This window comes from Nisaea acidiphila, assembly GCF_024662015.1.
GTDB classification, from domain to species: Bacteria; Pseudomonadota; Alphaproteobacteria; order Thalassobaculales; family Thalassobaculaceae; genus Nisaea; species Nisaea acidiphila.
Map to the genome: position 1 here is coordinate 4466590 of NZ_CP102480.1, position 13502 is coordinate 4480091.

Here is a 13502-nt window from a genome sequence, read left to right on the forward strand (position 1 = left end):
GAAGTGACGGCGAATACGATCAGGCAGATCCCAGCAGGAGCTGTCGGTTCTCCCGAAAACTCTCGGTTACCCAATCGATCGCGCGGCGTATGTACTGCAATTCCGCGTTCTCCGGCGGGACGATGAGCCAATAGTCGGCTGCGATTTCTTCGATCGGCGCCGATGCGCGGCCGAGGCGCGGGTCGCTGTCTCCGACATAGCAGGGGAGGAGGCCAAGTCCGGTCCCTGAGGCGATGGCCTCACGCGTGAGGTCCGTCGTCGTCACCCTGGCCGCCGGGCGCCGTCCGTCGAGGCGTTCGTCGAGCCAGCGCATGCTCCTGTAATGCCCTTGTTCTTCCGTGAAAAGGACCCAGTCGCAGCTCGTGAAGCGCTGCTCGGTTCGGGCTTCCGGATTGCGTTCCAGAAATTGGCAGGCGCCGTAAATCGCCGAGCGCATCGTTCCGATGCGCCGGGTCTTGAACTTGCCGCTGAGCGGGAGCCCGTGCCGGACGGCGAGATCTGCTTCCCTGCGCGCGAAACTCTCGGTGAGCTCGGAATGCACAAGTTCGACGGCGAGCCCGTGATGCCAGGCGTTTGCCAGTCGGCCGGCAAGAAAAGCGGCCGGCCACTCCATTGCGCTGATCCGAACGGTGCCACCCGCCGGCTCTTGCAGATAATCGCTCTGCCGGGCCAACTCCGCCGCCGCCTTTTCCATCGACTCCGCGGTCGGCCGCAGGGAGGTACCTGCCGTCGTTAAGGTGAGACCGGTGCGTGCGCGGCTGAAGAGCGGCACCCCGAGCGCCGCTTCCAGCGCGCTCAGACGCCGGCCGGCGGTCGGCTGGCTGATCCCGAGACTGGCCGCTGCCCGGTGCAGGGTTCCTTCCCGCGCGATGGCGAGAAAAATTCTGAGATCATCCCAGTTCATGGGTATCCGATTGATACAAAAATGGATCGGTATGATCAAAAATATCGATATTCCTTCGAATATGCATTGTCTATCTGAACGGGACCTCTTGTTCCGGAGTGCGGGGGAGCCATGATGGGCGCCAAGACGACCGTTCTGATGGGGGCCGTCGGGTCCTGGGCTTTGCTTTTGGCGTTAAGCCGCGCCGCCATCCTCGGACTCGATCCGTGGATGTTCACATTCCTCCAACTGGCGTCAGGCGGGATCTTTCTGCTGGTTGTCTCGACAGGGGCGGTCTCGGAATCAAACGCCCTGCTGCGGACGGATACCTGGCTCGTTGGCGCATTCAGGGTCGGAACCGCGGCGCTTTACATGGCTTCGCTGCTCCATGTCGACGTGATGCAGGCGAGTTTTTTCGGCTCGATCGGTGTTCCGGCGTCGGCACTCGCCGTCTGGCTGATGTTCGGACGTCGTCCGATGAATGCCGAGCTCTGGGGGCATCTACCGCTGATCGCCGGCGCGGCGACTGTGGCTTCCGGGTTCGATGACGGTTTTCTCAACCCCGCGGTCGGCCTGTTGCTGATCTCGCAATGTTGCGTTCTCGGCGCCAACCTGCTGGCGGAGCGTCATCCGCATATGCAGGCGCTGGCGCCGCGCACGAGAATGAGGCTCACGGGCAGCGTCCTGGTCATTACCGCAGCAGGTTTCGCGGCATTGAGGTTTTTGCAGGATTTCGCCGGTTTGGCGGGATCGGAATCGGCTCACGAGCCGCCGGATCTGATGCAGCCGGAACTATGGATCGCCGGGCTCGGGCTCGGCGTTACGTTGCGCGGGCTGTCGACCTATCTCGGGTTTCGTGCGGCCGCTGTCGCGGGTACGCAAAACTACATGGCCGCGGTCCTGGCGCTTCCAGTTATCGGGGCACTGCTGGAAGCGGCGATTGCCTGGACCGGATACGGTTCTTGGCCGGAGGTATCCCGAAGCGATCTGATCGGCGGCGCGATGATCGTTTTCGGCGGCCTCGTCGTTGTGCTGGTCCGTGTGCGGGCGTCACAAGGGCAGGCAATTGCGTGAGGAACGAGGCAAGCGGCCGGGCCACATCGCTGCGGCCCGGCCGACTTCCGTTCAGAGGCCGAGCTTGTCGATATCGGCAGCCGAATGCCGCTCTTCGAGAATCTCGTTCGGTTCGCCGTTGACACGGTTGACGACGCGCCCGCGCTTCACTGCCCGGCGGGCCGCGATTTCATTGGTCCAGCGCTGCACATTCTCGTAGCTGTCGACCTCAAGGAAGGTGCCGGCATCGCCATAGATCTTGCCTTGGGCGAGGACGCCGTACCACGGCCAGACCGCGATATCCGCGATCGTGTAGTCGTCGCCGGCGAGATACCGTGTCTCGGCGAGACGGCGGTCAAGCACGTCCATCTGGCGCTTGGTTTCCATGGCGAAGCGATTGATCGGATATTCCCACTTTTCCGGGGCATAGGCATAGAAATGCCCGAAACCTCCGCCGAGATAGGGGGCGCTGCCCATCTGCCAGAACAGCCAGTTCATGGTCTCGGCGCGCTTGGCCGGATCCGTCGGCAGGAACTCGCCGAACTTTTCGGCCAGGTAGAACAGGATCGAACCGGATTCGAAAACCCGGACGGGCGCCGACGGATTGCTTCGGTCAAGCAGGGCGGGAATCTTCGAATTCGGGTTGATCTCGACAAAGCCGCTGCCGAACTGGTCGCCGTCGCCGATACGGATCGTATAGGCATCGTACTCGGCGCCCTTGTGCCCACGCTCGAGCAGTTCTTCGAGCATAACGGTAACCTTCACACCGTTCGGCGTGGCCAGCGAATAAAGTTGCAGCGGGTTGTTCCCGACGGGGAGTTCCTTCTCGTGGGTCGGCCCGGCGATCGGCCGGTTGGTGCTGGCGAATTTCCCGCCGTTTTCCTTGTCCCAGGTCCAGACTTTCGGCGGCGTATATGGCGCGACGTCGTTCATGAGGTCCTATCCGTTCTTATTTGTTTTTCGGTGCGGGCTTTCGCCCCTGACCTTACGGCAAATGGGGGATGCTCGCCTATCAACAAGATGGTCGGGGCGGGGGGAGCCGGAAAGAGACCATTTCCCGTTCAACGGGTACCGCCGCCTGCATCAGGTTTCGCCGGGAAGAGTGCGCCAGGCCGCATCGGTGCAGACGCGCTCTGCCCATTCGGCGCCCACGGGGGTTGGGGCTGCATCGCTTGCCAGCACCGGCAGGAGATGCAGGAGGAGAGCATAAGCGGCGCGCCAGGTCTGGAAGCGGAGGGTGTCGTCCGTCGTTCCAGCGGGCACCGGAAATCGGTTGACGCCGATGATCTGTCCCGAGTCGACAGGCAGTGTCATGGCATGTGCGGTGACGCCATAGGATCGCGCGCGCTCGCGGTGCGCGAATTCGATGGCGCGCAATCCTGGATACTCCGGAGGCCCCGGATGGAAATTCACCGGAGCGAGGCGCGTGGCTTTGAGGTAGCCGATAGGAACGATAACGTCGGTAACGAAACCGATGAGACGGCCGGGAAATGGAGAGCCCTCGTCAAACGTGGCGTAGAGTCTGTCCAGTGCTTCCTTGCCCGGGACGGCTATCACTTCGTTGGGAAGTCCTCGCGCCGATATCATCGTGGATATGGCGGCGCAGGAGGTAACGTTCGAAAGAATTGCGAGTGATGGGGGAGGCATGCCTTCGGAAATTCCTCTATCGACTGTCATTGGTCCGTCCTCGCAGGAAGGCTGGGCCACTATTGCCCGACAGAGTGGTGCCGTTTAGCTTCAGGCCACGTATACGTTTTACCGGGCCGGAGTTGAAATGTCCTTCGATCAGTCGCTCGTGGCGACATTCTATGAGAAACATCCTTATCCTTACCGCCCGTCAGGCAACTCAGGTGACGAGACGCTTATCGGTATTCCAAGCGATCTCAGATTTATCAATCACTACGTTTTTGGCGGGCGCCGCGATTTTAAGAAGAAGTTGCGTCTTCTGGTCGCGGGAGGCGGAACCGGCGATGCGTTGGTTGGTCTTGGCAGGCAAGTTTCCCGGCTCGGCTGCCCTGCGGAACTGGTCTACGTCGATCTATCGTCCCGCTCCCGCCAGATTGCCGAGGAGCGCTGCCGAAAGCTTGGACTGGAAGGAATCCGATTTCACACAGGCCGAATTCAGGACATTGCCGAGGCGGAGCCGGAGCCGTTCGATTATATCGACTTTTGCGGTGTGATTAATCATGTCGGAGAGCAGCAGGAAGTCGTTGATCTTCTTGCTACGCTGCTGGCCGAGGACGGCGGCATGGGCGTAATGGCCTACGGACAGCTCGGCAGGACGGGAGTTTATCATGTCCAGGACATGCTGCGAATGTCCGGAGCCGGGCATGAAGATGTGAAAATGGCGCGTGCTCTTCTCGGTGCTCTGCCGGAGACGAACTGGCACCGGCGCAACGCCATTTTTGCCCACACCGAGAACGAGCCGGATGTGGAAATTGCGGACCGTTACCTCAACCCGGCCGATCGCGCCTTCTCGGTCTCCGAACTACGCGACATCATGAATGCTGCCGGTCTGGAGATCGCTGCCTTCGTGCCGCCGCTTCTCTACGACGCAGCAACGGAAATTGCGGATCGGGAGCTGCGCGAACGGATCGCCAAGCTTGCCTGGATAGACCGCTGTATATTCGCCGAGCTGTTTCACGGCGATATCGCGATGCATAATTTTTATGTCGTGAAAGCGGGACGGCGTCCTGACGCGGACCGGCTGCTTGGAGAAAAATCGGCGATCCCGATAATGACCAGCATTCCAACTGGGCAGGCGCCGACCGTTGCCAACGGGCGGTATGGCTTCAGTATGAAATTCGGCCCGCAAATCCGTCAGCTTGCGTTGCCGGGTACCGAGCACACAGCGGCGATCATTCGAGCGATCGACGGCACGAAGACTCTGCAACAGATTCATCGGACCTTGCCCGGCAATCTCAGCTGGCGGCAGTTTCAGCGAGAGTTTGCGCTTGTCTATCGCGGCTTGAATGGCGCGGGCGAGATGGTTCTTTCCATGTCGCCGATCCCCCGTTGATGAGGGTTTTTATCTGTGGGCGTGCAAGCTTGGTCGCGCACGGGAAGTTTGTGTCATGGCGCTTTCCGCCGGCGTGATCCGCGTGTCGCGTGGATCCGCCAATTGCCATGTTCGGCATGCGCCGCCATCTGCGGACGAGGTGTTCAGATTGGGGCTGGCAGGGGGTCACCTTCTCGCGACGACGTGCAGCATGTCGAGGCTGGTCAGGAAGCGGTAAACGCGTTCGAATGCCTGTTCGAACTCTGACGGACCGATGTCGGCCCGTAATCTGCCGACTTGGACCGGTTCGCGCAGTTTCCCGATCAATTCGGCCTCAGCCGCGGTGAATTTCACCCCGACGGTCCGTTCTCTCCCATCCATGCGCGTCTTCACGCTGATCGTGATCTTGCCGTCGTTCGCCGTCTGCATTTCGTCCGGTAAGATGATTGTTCCGCTGCTGAAGAGCTCGGAATTGGGATCCTGCAGCGCTGTTTCCAGTGCGTTTCGCGGTGCCGACCGACGGGCGAACAGGAAATGTTTGTTTAAGTCGCCAATCAGCAGCTCCGCAACCCGTCTCCGGTCGCTGGATGAGAGGCCTGCTGCCGCGTCCGCTGCCGGTCCGCTCTTCAGGATGGCGACCGGGTCATAGAGTATGGGAGGCGTGAAACCAATCCATTCCAGCCCGGCGGTGGCGAAAATGTCCTCAAGTTCGCCGGTGCTGAAAGCACGGTCACGTGGATTGAGCAGAGCGTCGGCGAATTCTACGTCGTCGGCCGCCACCAAATGCGGATAGAGAGGGCTTTTTCGCAGCCAGTTGTTTGTAGGCAGAGTTTTGAGAACGGCACGTGCAATTCCGATGTCTGGGTGCGGGCCCAGGAGGCGGAAGATCAGCTCTTGGAAATCGTAGATGCCGGTACGCCCTGTACGTCCGTAAGCCATACAGGAAATGCTGCCGTCGGAGGTCAATACGCCGGCCAGCGCATTCACCGCGTGTTGCGCGTCTGCGACGTGATTGATGACACCCGTAAAATCTATAAAGTCGAAAAAACCATCTGTGTCCGGACTCAGAGCATTGATGTCGCCGGTTCGGAATTCGATCTCTCTGATCCCGGCCGCTTCGGAGCGTGCTTCGGCGTATTTTCTCGATTCAGGCGAAATATCGAGATAAGTGAAGCGGGCATCCACGCCGAGTTCTTCGAAACCCTTGGCCAATAGACACAGGCCCATTCCCGAACCTCCGCCAGCGATAAGGACGCGTACCGGATCGTTCTTCGGCACGACTCCGCCAAATCCATGGTGGATTGCCGCTGTGGCTTTGGGCCGTGCAGCGACGCCGGCCAATGGCAGGTCGCCGTCAAATCGGGGATAGGGACGATTGTCGTAGAATTCCTGAATCGCGTCTCTCAAGGCCCTGTATCCAACACTGGCACTGCTTCGTGCGTTCTTTTTGAGCCGAACTTAACCACATCGCAAGTGAACGGCGGATTTGCTTTGGACGAGTGCGGAGACGGTCACCGCCGTCCGTGGGCGAGCAGCCTGGATTGCGGCAGGGCACGGAGCTTCGCCATCGCAAGCACACCGAGAAAAGGGCCTGCGGCAAGCGGGACGAAGGCGCCTTCCCAGCCGAAGAGATCGACGAACCAGGGAACCGCATGAATGGTTCCGACGGTCAGGGTGAAGCCGATGCAGGTCTGCGTCGTTACCATGGTGCCGGCATAGTCTGGCGGTGCGAGTTCGATCACGCTGGCAGAAAACTGCGCCGAATCCGCGATGATCGAGATCCCCCAGACGACGCAGAGCAGAACGAGCACCCAGACCGGCATGCCGTAGACGAATCCCGCAACGAGGCAGCAGAAACCGCTCACGGTCATGCAGGCCATGGTGAGTCTGGTCCGGCCTATCCGATCCGCGAGCAAGCCGCCGAGAATGCTGCCGGCCGCGCCGGAGCCGATCATGGTGAAGGCGAGAAGTTTCGCGAGTTCTCCTGTACCGTCGCCGTCCGGTCTCAGAGAGAGGCTGGATGCGAGAAAGAGGGCGATCCAGGCCCAGACCGCGTAGAGTTCGACCATATGGCCGAAATATCCGAAACTCGCGTAGCGCAGGCTTGGGTCGGTCCAGGCCTGAAGCATCTGGGCAGGTTTGAACCGTGCCGCTCGATTGAAGGGGCGTCCGTGCTCGAACAGCAGAACCAGTAGGCCGCCGGCGGCGGCGAGCGCCGAACTCGCGGCGATGGTGAAACGCCAGTCCAGGCCGCCGAAAATATCGATCAGATGCGGGGCGCCGGAACCCAAAGTGAGCGCAGCCACCAGGATTCCGACAAGAAGCCCGCGGTCTTTTGCGGTCCAGGAAGACATCATGATCATGCCGACGGGATATATCCCTGCCATGCAGGCGCCGACAACGAAGCGGAGGACCGGCATCCAGGGGCCGGCCGGGTCGATTGCGAAGGTCGCGAGATTGGCGCCCGCGGCGGCCAGAGCCGAGATCATGAAGAGGCGCTGCGGGTGAACCCGGTCGGCCAGCGTGAGGACAGCGCTTACGAGGGTCCCGGCGACAAAGCCGAACGAGACGGCGCTTGCCATCGCTGCGGCCTGCGCATCGCTAAGTACCATCTCGGCGCGGAGCCCGGGGATGATGGCAGAACCGGAGAACCAGAGCGTCATGGCAAGCACTTCGCACAGGGTGAGAAGTGCCACGTTCCGCCATTTGCGGGTCATTCGCAGGGAGTGTCCCTCAATACGTAAATCGCGTCCGGTTCATTCTCCTCGTTGGAGGAACCGTCTCCGTAGGCGACACAGACGAATCCATGGCGCTCATAGAAGGCCCGTGCCCTGCTGTTCTTGAGGAAGACATAGAGCGAAAGGTCGCTGCCGGCGTACGCCTTGAGGCTGTCGAGGAGACGCGTTCCGATACCCTTGCCCTGCGCACCGGGCGCAACATAGAGGTGATTGATATGATCCCGGCGAACGGCCGAAAAGCCGACAATCTCTCCCGACGTCTCGGCGATCGTGACCCGGTCCGAGGCAAGAACCACCCGCTCCATCCAGCATCGTGTCTCGTTCTCTGAATGCAATTCCGGCAGATAAGGCATGGCTTCGCGCCGAGCGGCTCTGAAGAGCGTGGTCAGGGCGTCAGCGTCCTCCCGACGCGCGGCGCGCAGTTCTACATTCATGGAGCGTTTCCGGACCCAGGTCTTTTTGGCCAATGGGTTGTGCGCGTCTCTCCAGAACAATTCAACCCTTCAGTGATGCATGGGGACGGAGGGTCGGCTAAAAAGCAGCCGCAGACAAACCGTTGGAGAATTTCCGGTGCCCGCACTGATCAGGACCCTAAGGGGCCATACCCCCATAGTCGACGAGCCGGCATTCCTCGCTGAAACCGCGGCGCTGATTGGGGACGTGACCGTCGGAGCGGAGAGCAGCATCTGGTACGGCGCGGTGCTGCGGGGCGACGACAATCCGATTACCGTCGGCCGCCGGAGCAATATCCAGGACGGAACCATCGTCCATGTCAGTTCGACCGGGCAAGGCACTGTTATCGGCGACGAGGTGTCGATCGGTCATGCCGCGATCATCCATGCCTGTACGCTCGAGGACAGGTCCTTCGTCGGGATGGGGGCGACGGTGATGGACGGCGCGGTCGTCGAGAGCGGCGCAATGGTGGCCGCGGGTGCGCTCGTCGCTCCTGGCAAGATCGTTCGCGCCGGGCAGGTCTGGATGGGCAATCCCGGCCGCCACACCCGGGACCTGACCGAGGACGAGAAAAAATATCTGACCTACGTTGCCACTCATTACTGGGAACTGGCGCAGGATTATCTCGGAGACTGAAAGCCCGGGGTCAGTCTTTCGCTTTCATCTTCACATAGCTGCCGGGCGCGTCCTCGATCACTTTGAGGGAATGGTCGCCAGGAATGCGCGCCTCGACTTTGCCGCCGCCGTGCTTGGCCATCCATTTCGCCCATTCCGGCCACCAGGAGCCTTCGTGATAGGCCGCTCCTTCCAGCCATTTGTCGGCGGTCTTCGGGCGCCGGCTGTTGGTGTAGAAGCCGTATTTCGGCTTGTCGCCCGGAGGGTTCACCACGCCCGCGATGTGTCCCGAGCCCGCGAGACAGAACTTGATCGGGCCGGAATAGATCTGCGTCGCCTTGTAGGTCGATTTCCACGGCGCGATGTGATCCTCCTTGGTCGAGAGGATGAAGGCGGGCGTCTTGATCGTGGTGAGATCGATCGGTGTGCCGGCGAGGGTGAGAGCGCCGGGCTGCACGAGTTTGTTCTCCTGGTACATCATGCGCAGATAGAAACTGTGCATGACGGCGGGCATCCGGGTCGAATCCGAATTCCAGTAGAGCAGGTCGAACGGGAATGGGTCCTTGCCGAGAAGGTAGTTATTCACGACGAAGGACCAGATCAGGTCGTTCGAGCGCAGCATGTTGAAGGTGTTCGCCATCTCGGCTCCGTCGAGATAGCCGCGCTTGTTCATCTTCTCCTCGAGGGAGGCAAGCTGAGCCTCGTCTATGAAGACGCCAAGCTCTCCCGCTTCCTCGAAATCGACCATGGTCGTGAAGAAGGTGACAGACTTGAAGCGGTCGTCGCCCTTCGCGGCCATGTAGGCGAGGGTCGAGGCCATCAGCGTGCCGCCGATGCAGTAGCCGATGACGTTCGCCTCCTTTTCGCCGGTGGCCTTTTCCATCGCGTCGAGTGCGGCGAGGGGGCCTTCGAGCATGTAATCGTCGAACGATTTTCGGCTCAGATGCTCGTCGGGATTCACCCAGGACACGACGAAGACGGTGAAGCCTTCGGAAACCGCCCAGCGGATGAAGGAATTCTTTTCTCTCAAGTCCAGGATGTAGAACTTGTTGATCCACGGCGGCACGATCAGCAACGGGCGGCGGTAGACCTGCTCCGTCGTCGGCGCGTACTGGATCAGCTGCATCAGGTCGTTCTGATAGACCACCTTGCCGGGGGCGGTGGCGATATTGCCCCCGACCTCGAAGGCGTCGGGATCGGTCATGCGGATCGACAGCTTTCCTTTGCCGCGCTCCATATCCTCCAGCAGGTTCTGCAGGCCGTGAACGAGATTGTCGCCGCGCGATTCCAGCGTGGTGCGCAGCACTTCGGGATTGGTCATCAGGAAGTTTGTCGGTGCCATGGCATCGACAAACTGACGGGTGTAGAAATCGACTTTCTTCTTCGTCTTCGGATCCAGACCCTCCGTCTCGCTGACGAGATCGTGCGTCCATCTGGAGGTCAGCAGATAGCTCTGCTTGATGAAGTCGAAAACGACGTTCTCTTGCCAAGCGTCGTCGCGAAACCGCCGGTCGCCCTGTTCCGCTTCGATAGCGGGCTCGGAGTCGCCGCCGAACCAGCGCTGGGCAGAGCGGTTCCAGATGTCCATATAGCCTTTCCATAGATCGAGCTGGGCCTGGACGATCTTGGCCGGATTGTTCATCAACTGGGTGGTGAAGGCGACGAAGGCATCGGTCACATGCATCGGGTCGGGGTCGGCGATTTCCCCTTCCTCCTGCTGGCGGTCGATGAAATCGGCGACGAGCTTCTGTGAGCGTGCAGCGATGTCCTGCATCGTGGCTGCGAATTCTACCGGGTCGATTTGCTTGTGCTCCTCTGAAAGCTTCTGCATTCCGCTCCCCACTTTCTGCAGCTGACGCCGTTGATCGATAGTATGGGTTGTAGGGCCTATATGTTGCAAATCTAAGAATCAGATGCTGGCTCTTGCATAGGAAACTGTGTTTCTCCAAGCATCTATGATAAATCCGTCCGCTGACAGCCGATTGGTTCCGGTCGTCATGCTGACGTGAGAGACGGGTTTCTGAGGGAATAGGGTTATGAACAGAGATCGCCGCATTCGGGCTCTTTTTCTTGCTTCGGCTTTGACTCTTACGCTCGGAGGCTGTTCGTCGGTGCCCGACGCGCTCAATCCGGTGGAGTGGTACGAGGACTCGACCGAGGCGATCGGCGGCTGGTTCAGCGACGAGGATGCCGAAAAGACGGGCGATAGCGGGGCCTACCCGAATGTCGGTTCGGTTCCCGAAAAACCCACTGCAGCAAGTTCAAGCGCGGAACGAAGCGCGGTGCGCGAGCAACTCGTCGCGGATCGGGAGAATGCGCAATATGACGACAGTGCATCGGCCGCGTCCGTCGCCGACGCCTCGGCAACTTCCAGCGTTTCGCCCGGGCCCGCGCCGTCCACACCGGAGCCGATCAAGCCGATCCGCATGACCGCGACGGACGAGGCGACCAAACAGGTCGAACCGGAGCCCGCCCGGAACCTCCCGTCCCGGACGACGTCCGGCGGGACGGATACGGCTCAGCGCTCCAGCCTCTGGCCCAATGCGCCGGTCCCGGACTCCGCGGGTGACCGTGCCGTCACAAGTGCCCAGGTCGGCGATCCGGTTGTCCGAAGCGGACGGCCCTCTGCCGGCAGCACCACGATGACCGGCCGGAGCAGCGCGTCCGCTGCAACGCGGACGGAGGTTCCGGTCGTAGAAGCGGACCCGGTGCCTAATGCGAGCGCTGACATCTCCGCACCTGCGCCGGAGCCCGCCGCGCAGCAGGTCGCGTCGGTGCCCGAGACCGCTCCCGAGCCGGTTCAGCTCCCTGAGCCGAGCGCCGGGACGGTTGAGCTGACACCGCCATCCGGCGAGTTCAATTTCTCCGATCCGAGCGTCATCGTCGACGAGTCGGCGCTTCCGGGGGAGTACGGAACGTATGCCGGAGCGCAGGGAGGATCCTACCAGGCCGGTATCATCCGTTTTTCGAACGGCTCCGCACGTCTGTCCAGCGCCGACCAGGGGGTGATCCGCGAGCTGGTTCCGCTGATTCGCGATTATAATGCGACCGTCGAGATTGTCGGGCACGCTTCCAGCCGTACCCGCAACATGGATCCGTTCGAGCATAAGCTGGTCAATTTCGAGATTTCGCTGCAGCGTGCCAACGCTGTGGCCGCGGCGCTTATCAATGCGGGGGCGCCGTCCGAGCGCATCTCCGTGCAGGCGGTGGGCGACAGCCAGCCGGTTTCCTCGGAGGCGATGCCGGCGGGCGAAGCGGACAATCGCCGGGCGGAAATCTATCTCATCTATTGACCCGTGCTCTCGGCGGGGTATGAAAGCAGGGCCTTCGCGCCGCGCGCGCGAAGGCCTCATTGATTTTGGTGCGGTGAGCAATCGTCGGTGCGGTATCCCGGCGATTTGGCGCCGTAGGAGGGAATGCTTTCATGCAGCCGTTCAGGGTAGCGATCGCCGGACTTGGAACCGTCGGAGCGGAGACGGCGCGCATTCTCATGACAGAAGCGGAATTGCTGGGCGCGCGGGCCGGTCGCCCGGTTGAGCTCAAGGCGGTGTCCGCCCGAGACCGCAGCCGTGATCGGGGCGTCGATCTTTCCGGCGTGGAGTGGGAAGACGACGCTGCGGCCCTGGCGGCGCGGGATGACGTCGATTGCGTTCTCGAACTGATCGGCGGTTCCGAGGGCGTGGCCTACGATCTCGTGCTCGGCGCGATCCGTTCGGGCAAATCGGTGGTGACTGCGAACAAGGCGCTGATCGCGCATCACGGTGCGGAGATTGCCGAGCTCTGCGAGAGCCACGATGTCGGGCTCGGTTACGAAGCGGCGGTCGCCGGCGGCATTCCGATCATCAAGTCGGTGCGCGAGGGCTTTTCCGGCAACCGCATTGGCCGGATCTACGGCATTCTGAACGGCACCTGCAATTACATCATGACGGTGATGCGGGAGACTGGCCGCCCATTCGAGGACGTCCTGGCCGACGCCCAGAAGCTCGGCTATGCCGAGGCGGATCCGTCGTTCGATGTCGACGGCATCGACGCGGCGCACAAGCTCGCCATCCTGTCGGCACTGGCCTTCGGCCATCATGTCGATTTCAAGAACGTCCATGTCGAGGGCATCCGTCACGTTTCGCCGCTCGATATCTCCTTCGCCGAGGAACTCGGCTACAGGATCAAGCTGCTCGGCATTGCCGAGGAAACCGGCGACGGCGTGCAGCAGCGCGTTCATCCCTGCATGGTGAAGGCGGAAACTCCGATCGGTCAGGTCGAAGGCGTCTTCAACGCCGTCGTCGCGGAAGGCAGCGCGGTCGGCACGACCCTGTCCTATGGTCGGGGCGCCGGTGCGGGGCCGACCGCTTCCGCCGTACTCGCCGATGTGATCGATCTTGCCGCGTGCCGCCGGGTACCTGTGTTCGGTTTGCCGTCGAGCAAGCTCTCACCGGGGCGGACCGCACCGGTGACCGCTCTCTCGGGCTGCTATTATCTCCGTCTGATGGTGATAGATCGCCCGGGCGTGCTGGCCGATGTCACGGCGGTATTCAGGGATCATGGCGTTTCCGTCGAGGCGATGATCCAGCGGGCCCGTAACCCGGATGAAGCGGTGCCTCTCGTGCTGACGACGCACGAGACGCCGGAAACCGCGATCCGGACCTCGCTCGAGGAGCTGGTAAAGCTGGATGCCGTGCTGGAAGAGCCGCGGCTCATTCGGATAGAAGAGTTTTAAGACGGCGCCCTTCGGGATGCCGAACGCAAAACATCAAAGTCAGGAAGA

The 13502-nt window shown here is 61.5% G+C and carries 12 protein-coding genes; 5 read left to right on the forward strand and 7 right to left on the reverse strand.

Features of this window, described 5'->3' with window-relative positions; translation table 11 throughout:
• Window positions 1-19: 19 nt before the first annotated feature.
• The gene (locus NUH88_RS20900; RefSeq protein WP_257768709.1) at window positions 20-904 is read right to left on the reverse strand and encodes a LysR family transcriptional regulator; all 885 of its coding nucleotides are present in this window, start codon (window positions 902-904) and stop codon (window positions 20-22) included.
• A 114-nt stretch (window positions 905-1018) separates the two neighbouring features.
• On the opposite strand from NUH88_RS20900, the gene NUH88_RS20905 reads away from it, so the two are divergent.
• Window positions 1019-1957, forward strand: coding sequence for a hypothetical protein (locus tag NUH88_RS20905; RefSeq protein WP_257768711.1), 939 nt, complete (start codon window positions 1019-1021; stop codon window positions 1955-1957).
• A 51-nt stretch (window positions 1958-2008) separates the two neighbouring features.
• Here NUH88_RS20905 and yghU read toward each other — a convergent pair whose 3' ends face one another.
• Window positions 2009-2869: a glutathione-dependent disulfide-bond oxidoreductase gene (gene yghU / locus NUH88_RS20910; protein ID WP_257768713.1), complete on the reverse strand. Its 861-nt coding sequence runs from the start codon at window positions 2867-2869 to the stop codon at window positions 2009-2011.
• 150 nt (window positions 2870-3019) lie between these two features.
• Window positions 3020-3493: a formyltransferase family protein gene (locus NUH88_RS20915; protein ID WP_257768715.1), complete on the reverse strand. Its 474-nt coding sequence runs from the start codon at window positions 3491-3493 to the stop codon at window positions 3020-3022.
• 217 nt (window positions 3494-3710) lie between these two features.
• On the opposite strand from NUH88_RS20915, the gene NUH88_RS20920 reads away from it, so the two are divergent.
• Window positions 3711-4955 (forward strand): class I SAM-dependent methyltransferase, encoded by a 1245-nt coding sequence (locus tag NUH88_RS20920; RefSeq protein WP_257768716.1) that lies wholly within the window; start codon window positions 3711-3713, stop codon window positions 4953-4955.
• Between the two features lie 165 nt (window positions 4956-5120).
• Here the strand turns inward: NUH88_RS20920 and NUH88_RS20925 are convergent, their stop codons facing one another.
• The 3 genes from NUH88_RS20925 to NUH88_RS20935 all read right to left on the reverse strand — a co-directional run bounded on the left by NUH88_RS20925 (window position 5121) and on the right by NUH88_RS20935 (window position 8106).
• Window positions 5121-6341, reverse strand: a complete 1221-nt coding sequence (locus NUH88_RS20925; RefSeq protein WP_257768717.1) for a class I SAM-dependent methyltransferase — start codon at window positions 6339-6341, stop codon at window positions 5121-5123.
• A 104-nt stretch (window positions 6342-6445) separates the two neighbouring features.
• Entirely contained in the window at window positions 6446-7651 is a 1206-nt protein-coding gene (locus NUH88_RS20930; RefSeq protein WP_257768719.1) for an MFS transporter, read from the reverse strand.
• Window positions 7648-8106, reverse strand: coding sequence for a GNAT family N-acetyltransferase (locus NUH88_RS20935; protein WP_257768720.1), 459 nt, complete (start codon window positions 8104-8106; stop codon window positions 7648-7650). Before NUH88_RS20935 ends, NUH88_RS20930 begins: the two co-directional genes overlap by 4 nt.
• 136 nt (window positions 8107-8242) lie before the next feature.
• Between NUH88_RS20935 and NUH88_RS20940 the strand changes: the two genes are divergently transcribed.
• Window positions 8243-8761, forward strand: a complete 519-nt coding sequence (locus tag NUH88_RS20940) for a gamma carbonic anhydrase family protein (RefSeq protein ID WP_308220076.1) — start codon at window positions 8243-8245, stop codon at window positions 8759-8761.
• 10 nt (window positions 8762-8771) lie between these two features.
• Here NUH88_RS20940 and NUH88_RS20945 read toward each other — a convergent pair whose 3' ends face one another.
• On the reverse strand, window positions 8772-10571 hold the full coding sequence (locus tag NUH88_RS20945; RefSeq protein WP_257768721.1) for a PHA/PHB synthase family protein: 1800 nt from the start codon (window positions 10569-10571) through the stop codon (window positions 8772-8774).
• Between the two features lie 280 nt (window positions 10572-10851).
• Here NUH88_RS20945 and NUH88_RS20950 point away from each other — a divergent pair, with 280 nt between their 5' ends.
• On the forward strand, window positions 10852-12033 hold the full coding sequence (locus NUH88_RS20950) for an OmpA family protein (RefSeq protein ID WP_257768723.1): 1182 nt from the start codon (window positions 10852-10854) through the stop codon (window positions 12031-12033).
• A gap of 131 nt (window positions 12034-12164) precedes the next feature.
• Complete coding sequence (locus NUH88_RS20955; protein WP_257768725.1) at window positions 12165-13454, forward strand: homoserine dehydrogenase; 1290 nt, start codon at window positions 12165-12167, stop codon at window positions 13452-13454.
• The last annotated feature ends 48 nt before the right edge of the window (window positions 13455-13502 follow it).

Excerpts from the sequence above, each read along its gene's own strand:
- NUH88_RS20900 (WP_257768709.1), bottom strand. The coding sequence starts at position 904 with ATGAACTGGGATGATCTCAGAATTTTTCTCGCCATCGCGCGGGAAGGA.
- NUH88_RS20935 (WP_257768720.1), bottom strand. The coding sequence starts at position 8,106 with ATGAATGTAGAACTGCGCGCCGCGCGTCGGGAGGACGCTGACGCCCTG.
- NUH88_RS20955 (WP_257768725.1), top strand. The coding sequence starts at position 12,165 with ATGCAGCCGTTCAGGGTAGCGATCGCCGGACTTGGAACCGTCGGAGCG.
- yghU (WP_257768713.1), bottom strand. The coding sequence starts at position 2,869 with ATGAACGACGTCGCGCCATATACGCCGCCGAAAGTCTGGACCTGGGAC.
- NUH88_RS20920 (WP_257768716.1), top strand. The coding sequence starts at position 3,711 with ATGTCCTTCGATCAGTCGCTCGTGGCGACATTCTATGAGAAACATCCT.
- NUH88_RS20945 (WP_257768721.1), bottom strand. The coding sequence starts at position 10,571 with ATGCAGAAGCTTTCAGAGGAGCACAAGCAAATCGACCCGGTAGAATTC.
- NUH88_RS20930 (WP_257768719.1), bottom strand. The coding sequence starts at position 7,651 with ATGACCCGCAAATGGCGGAACGTGGCACTTCTCACCCTGTGCGAAGTG.
- NUH88_RS20905 (WP_257768711.1), top strand. The coding sequence starts at position 1,019 with ATGGGCGCCAAGACGACCGTTCTGATGGGGGCCGTCGGGTCCTGGGCT.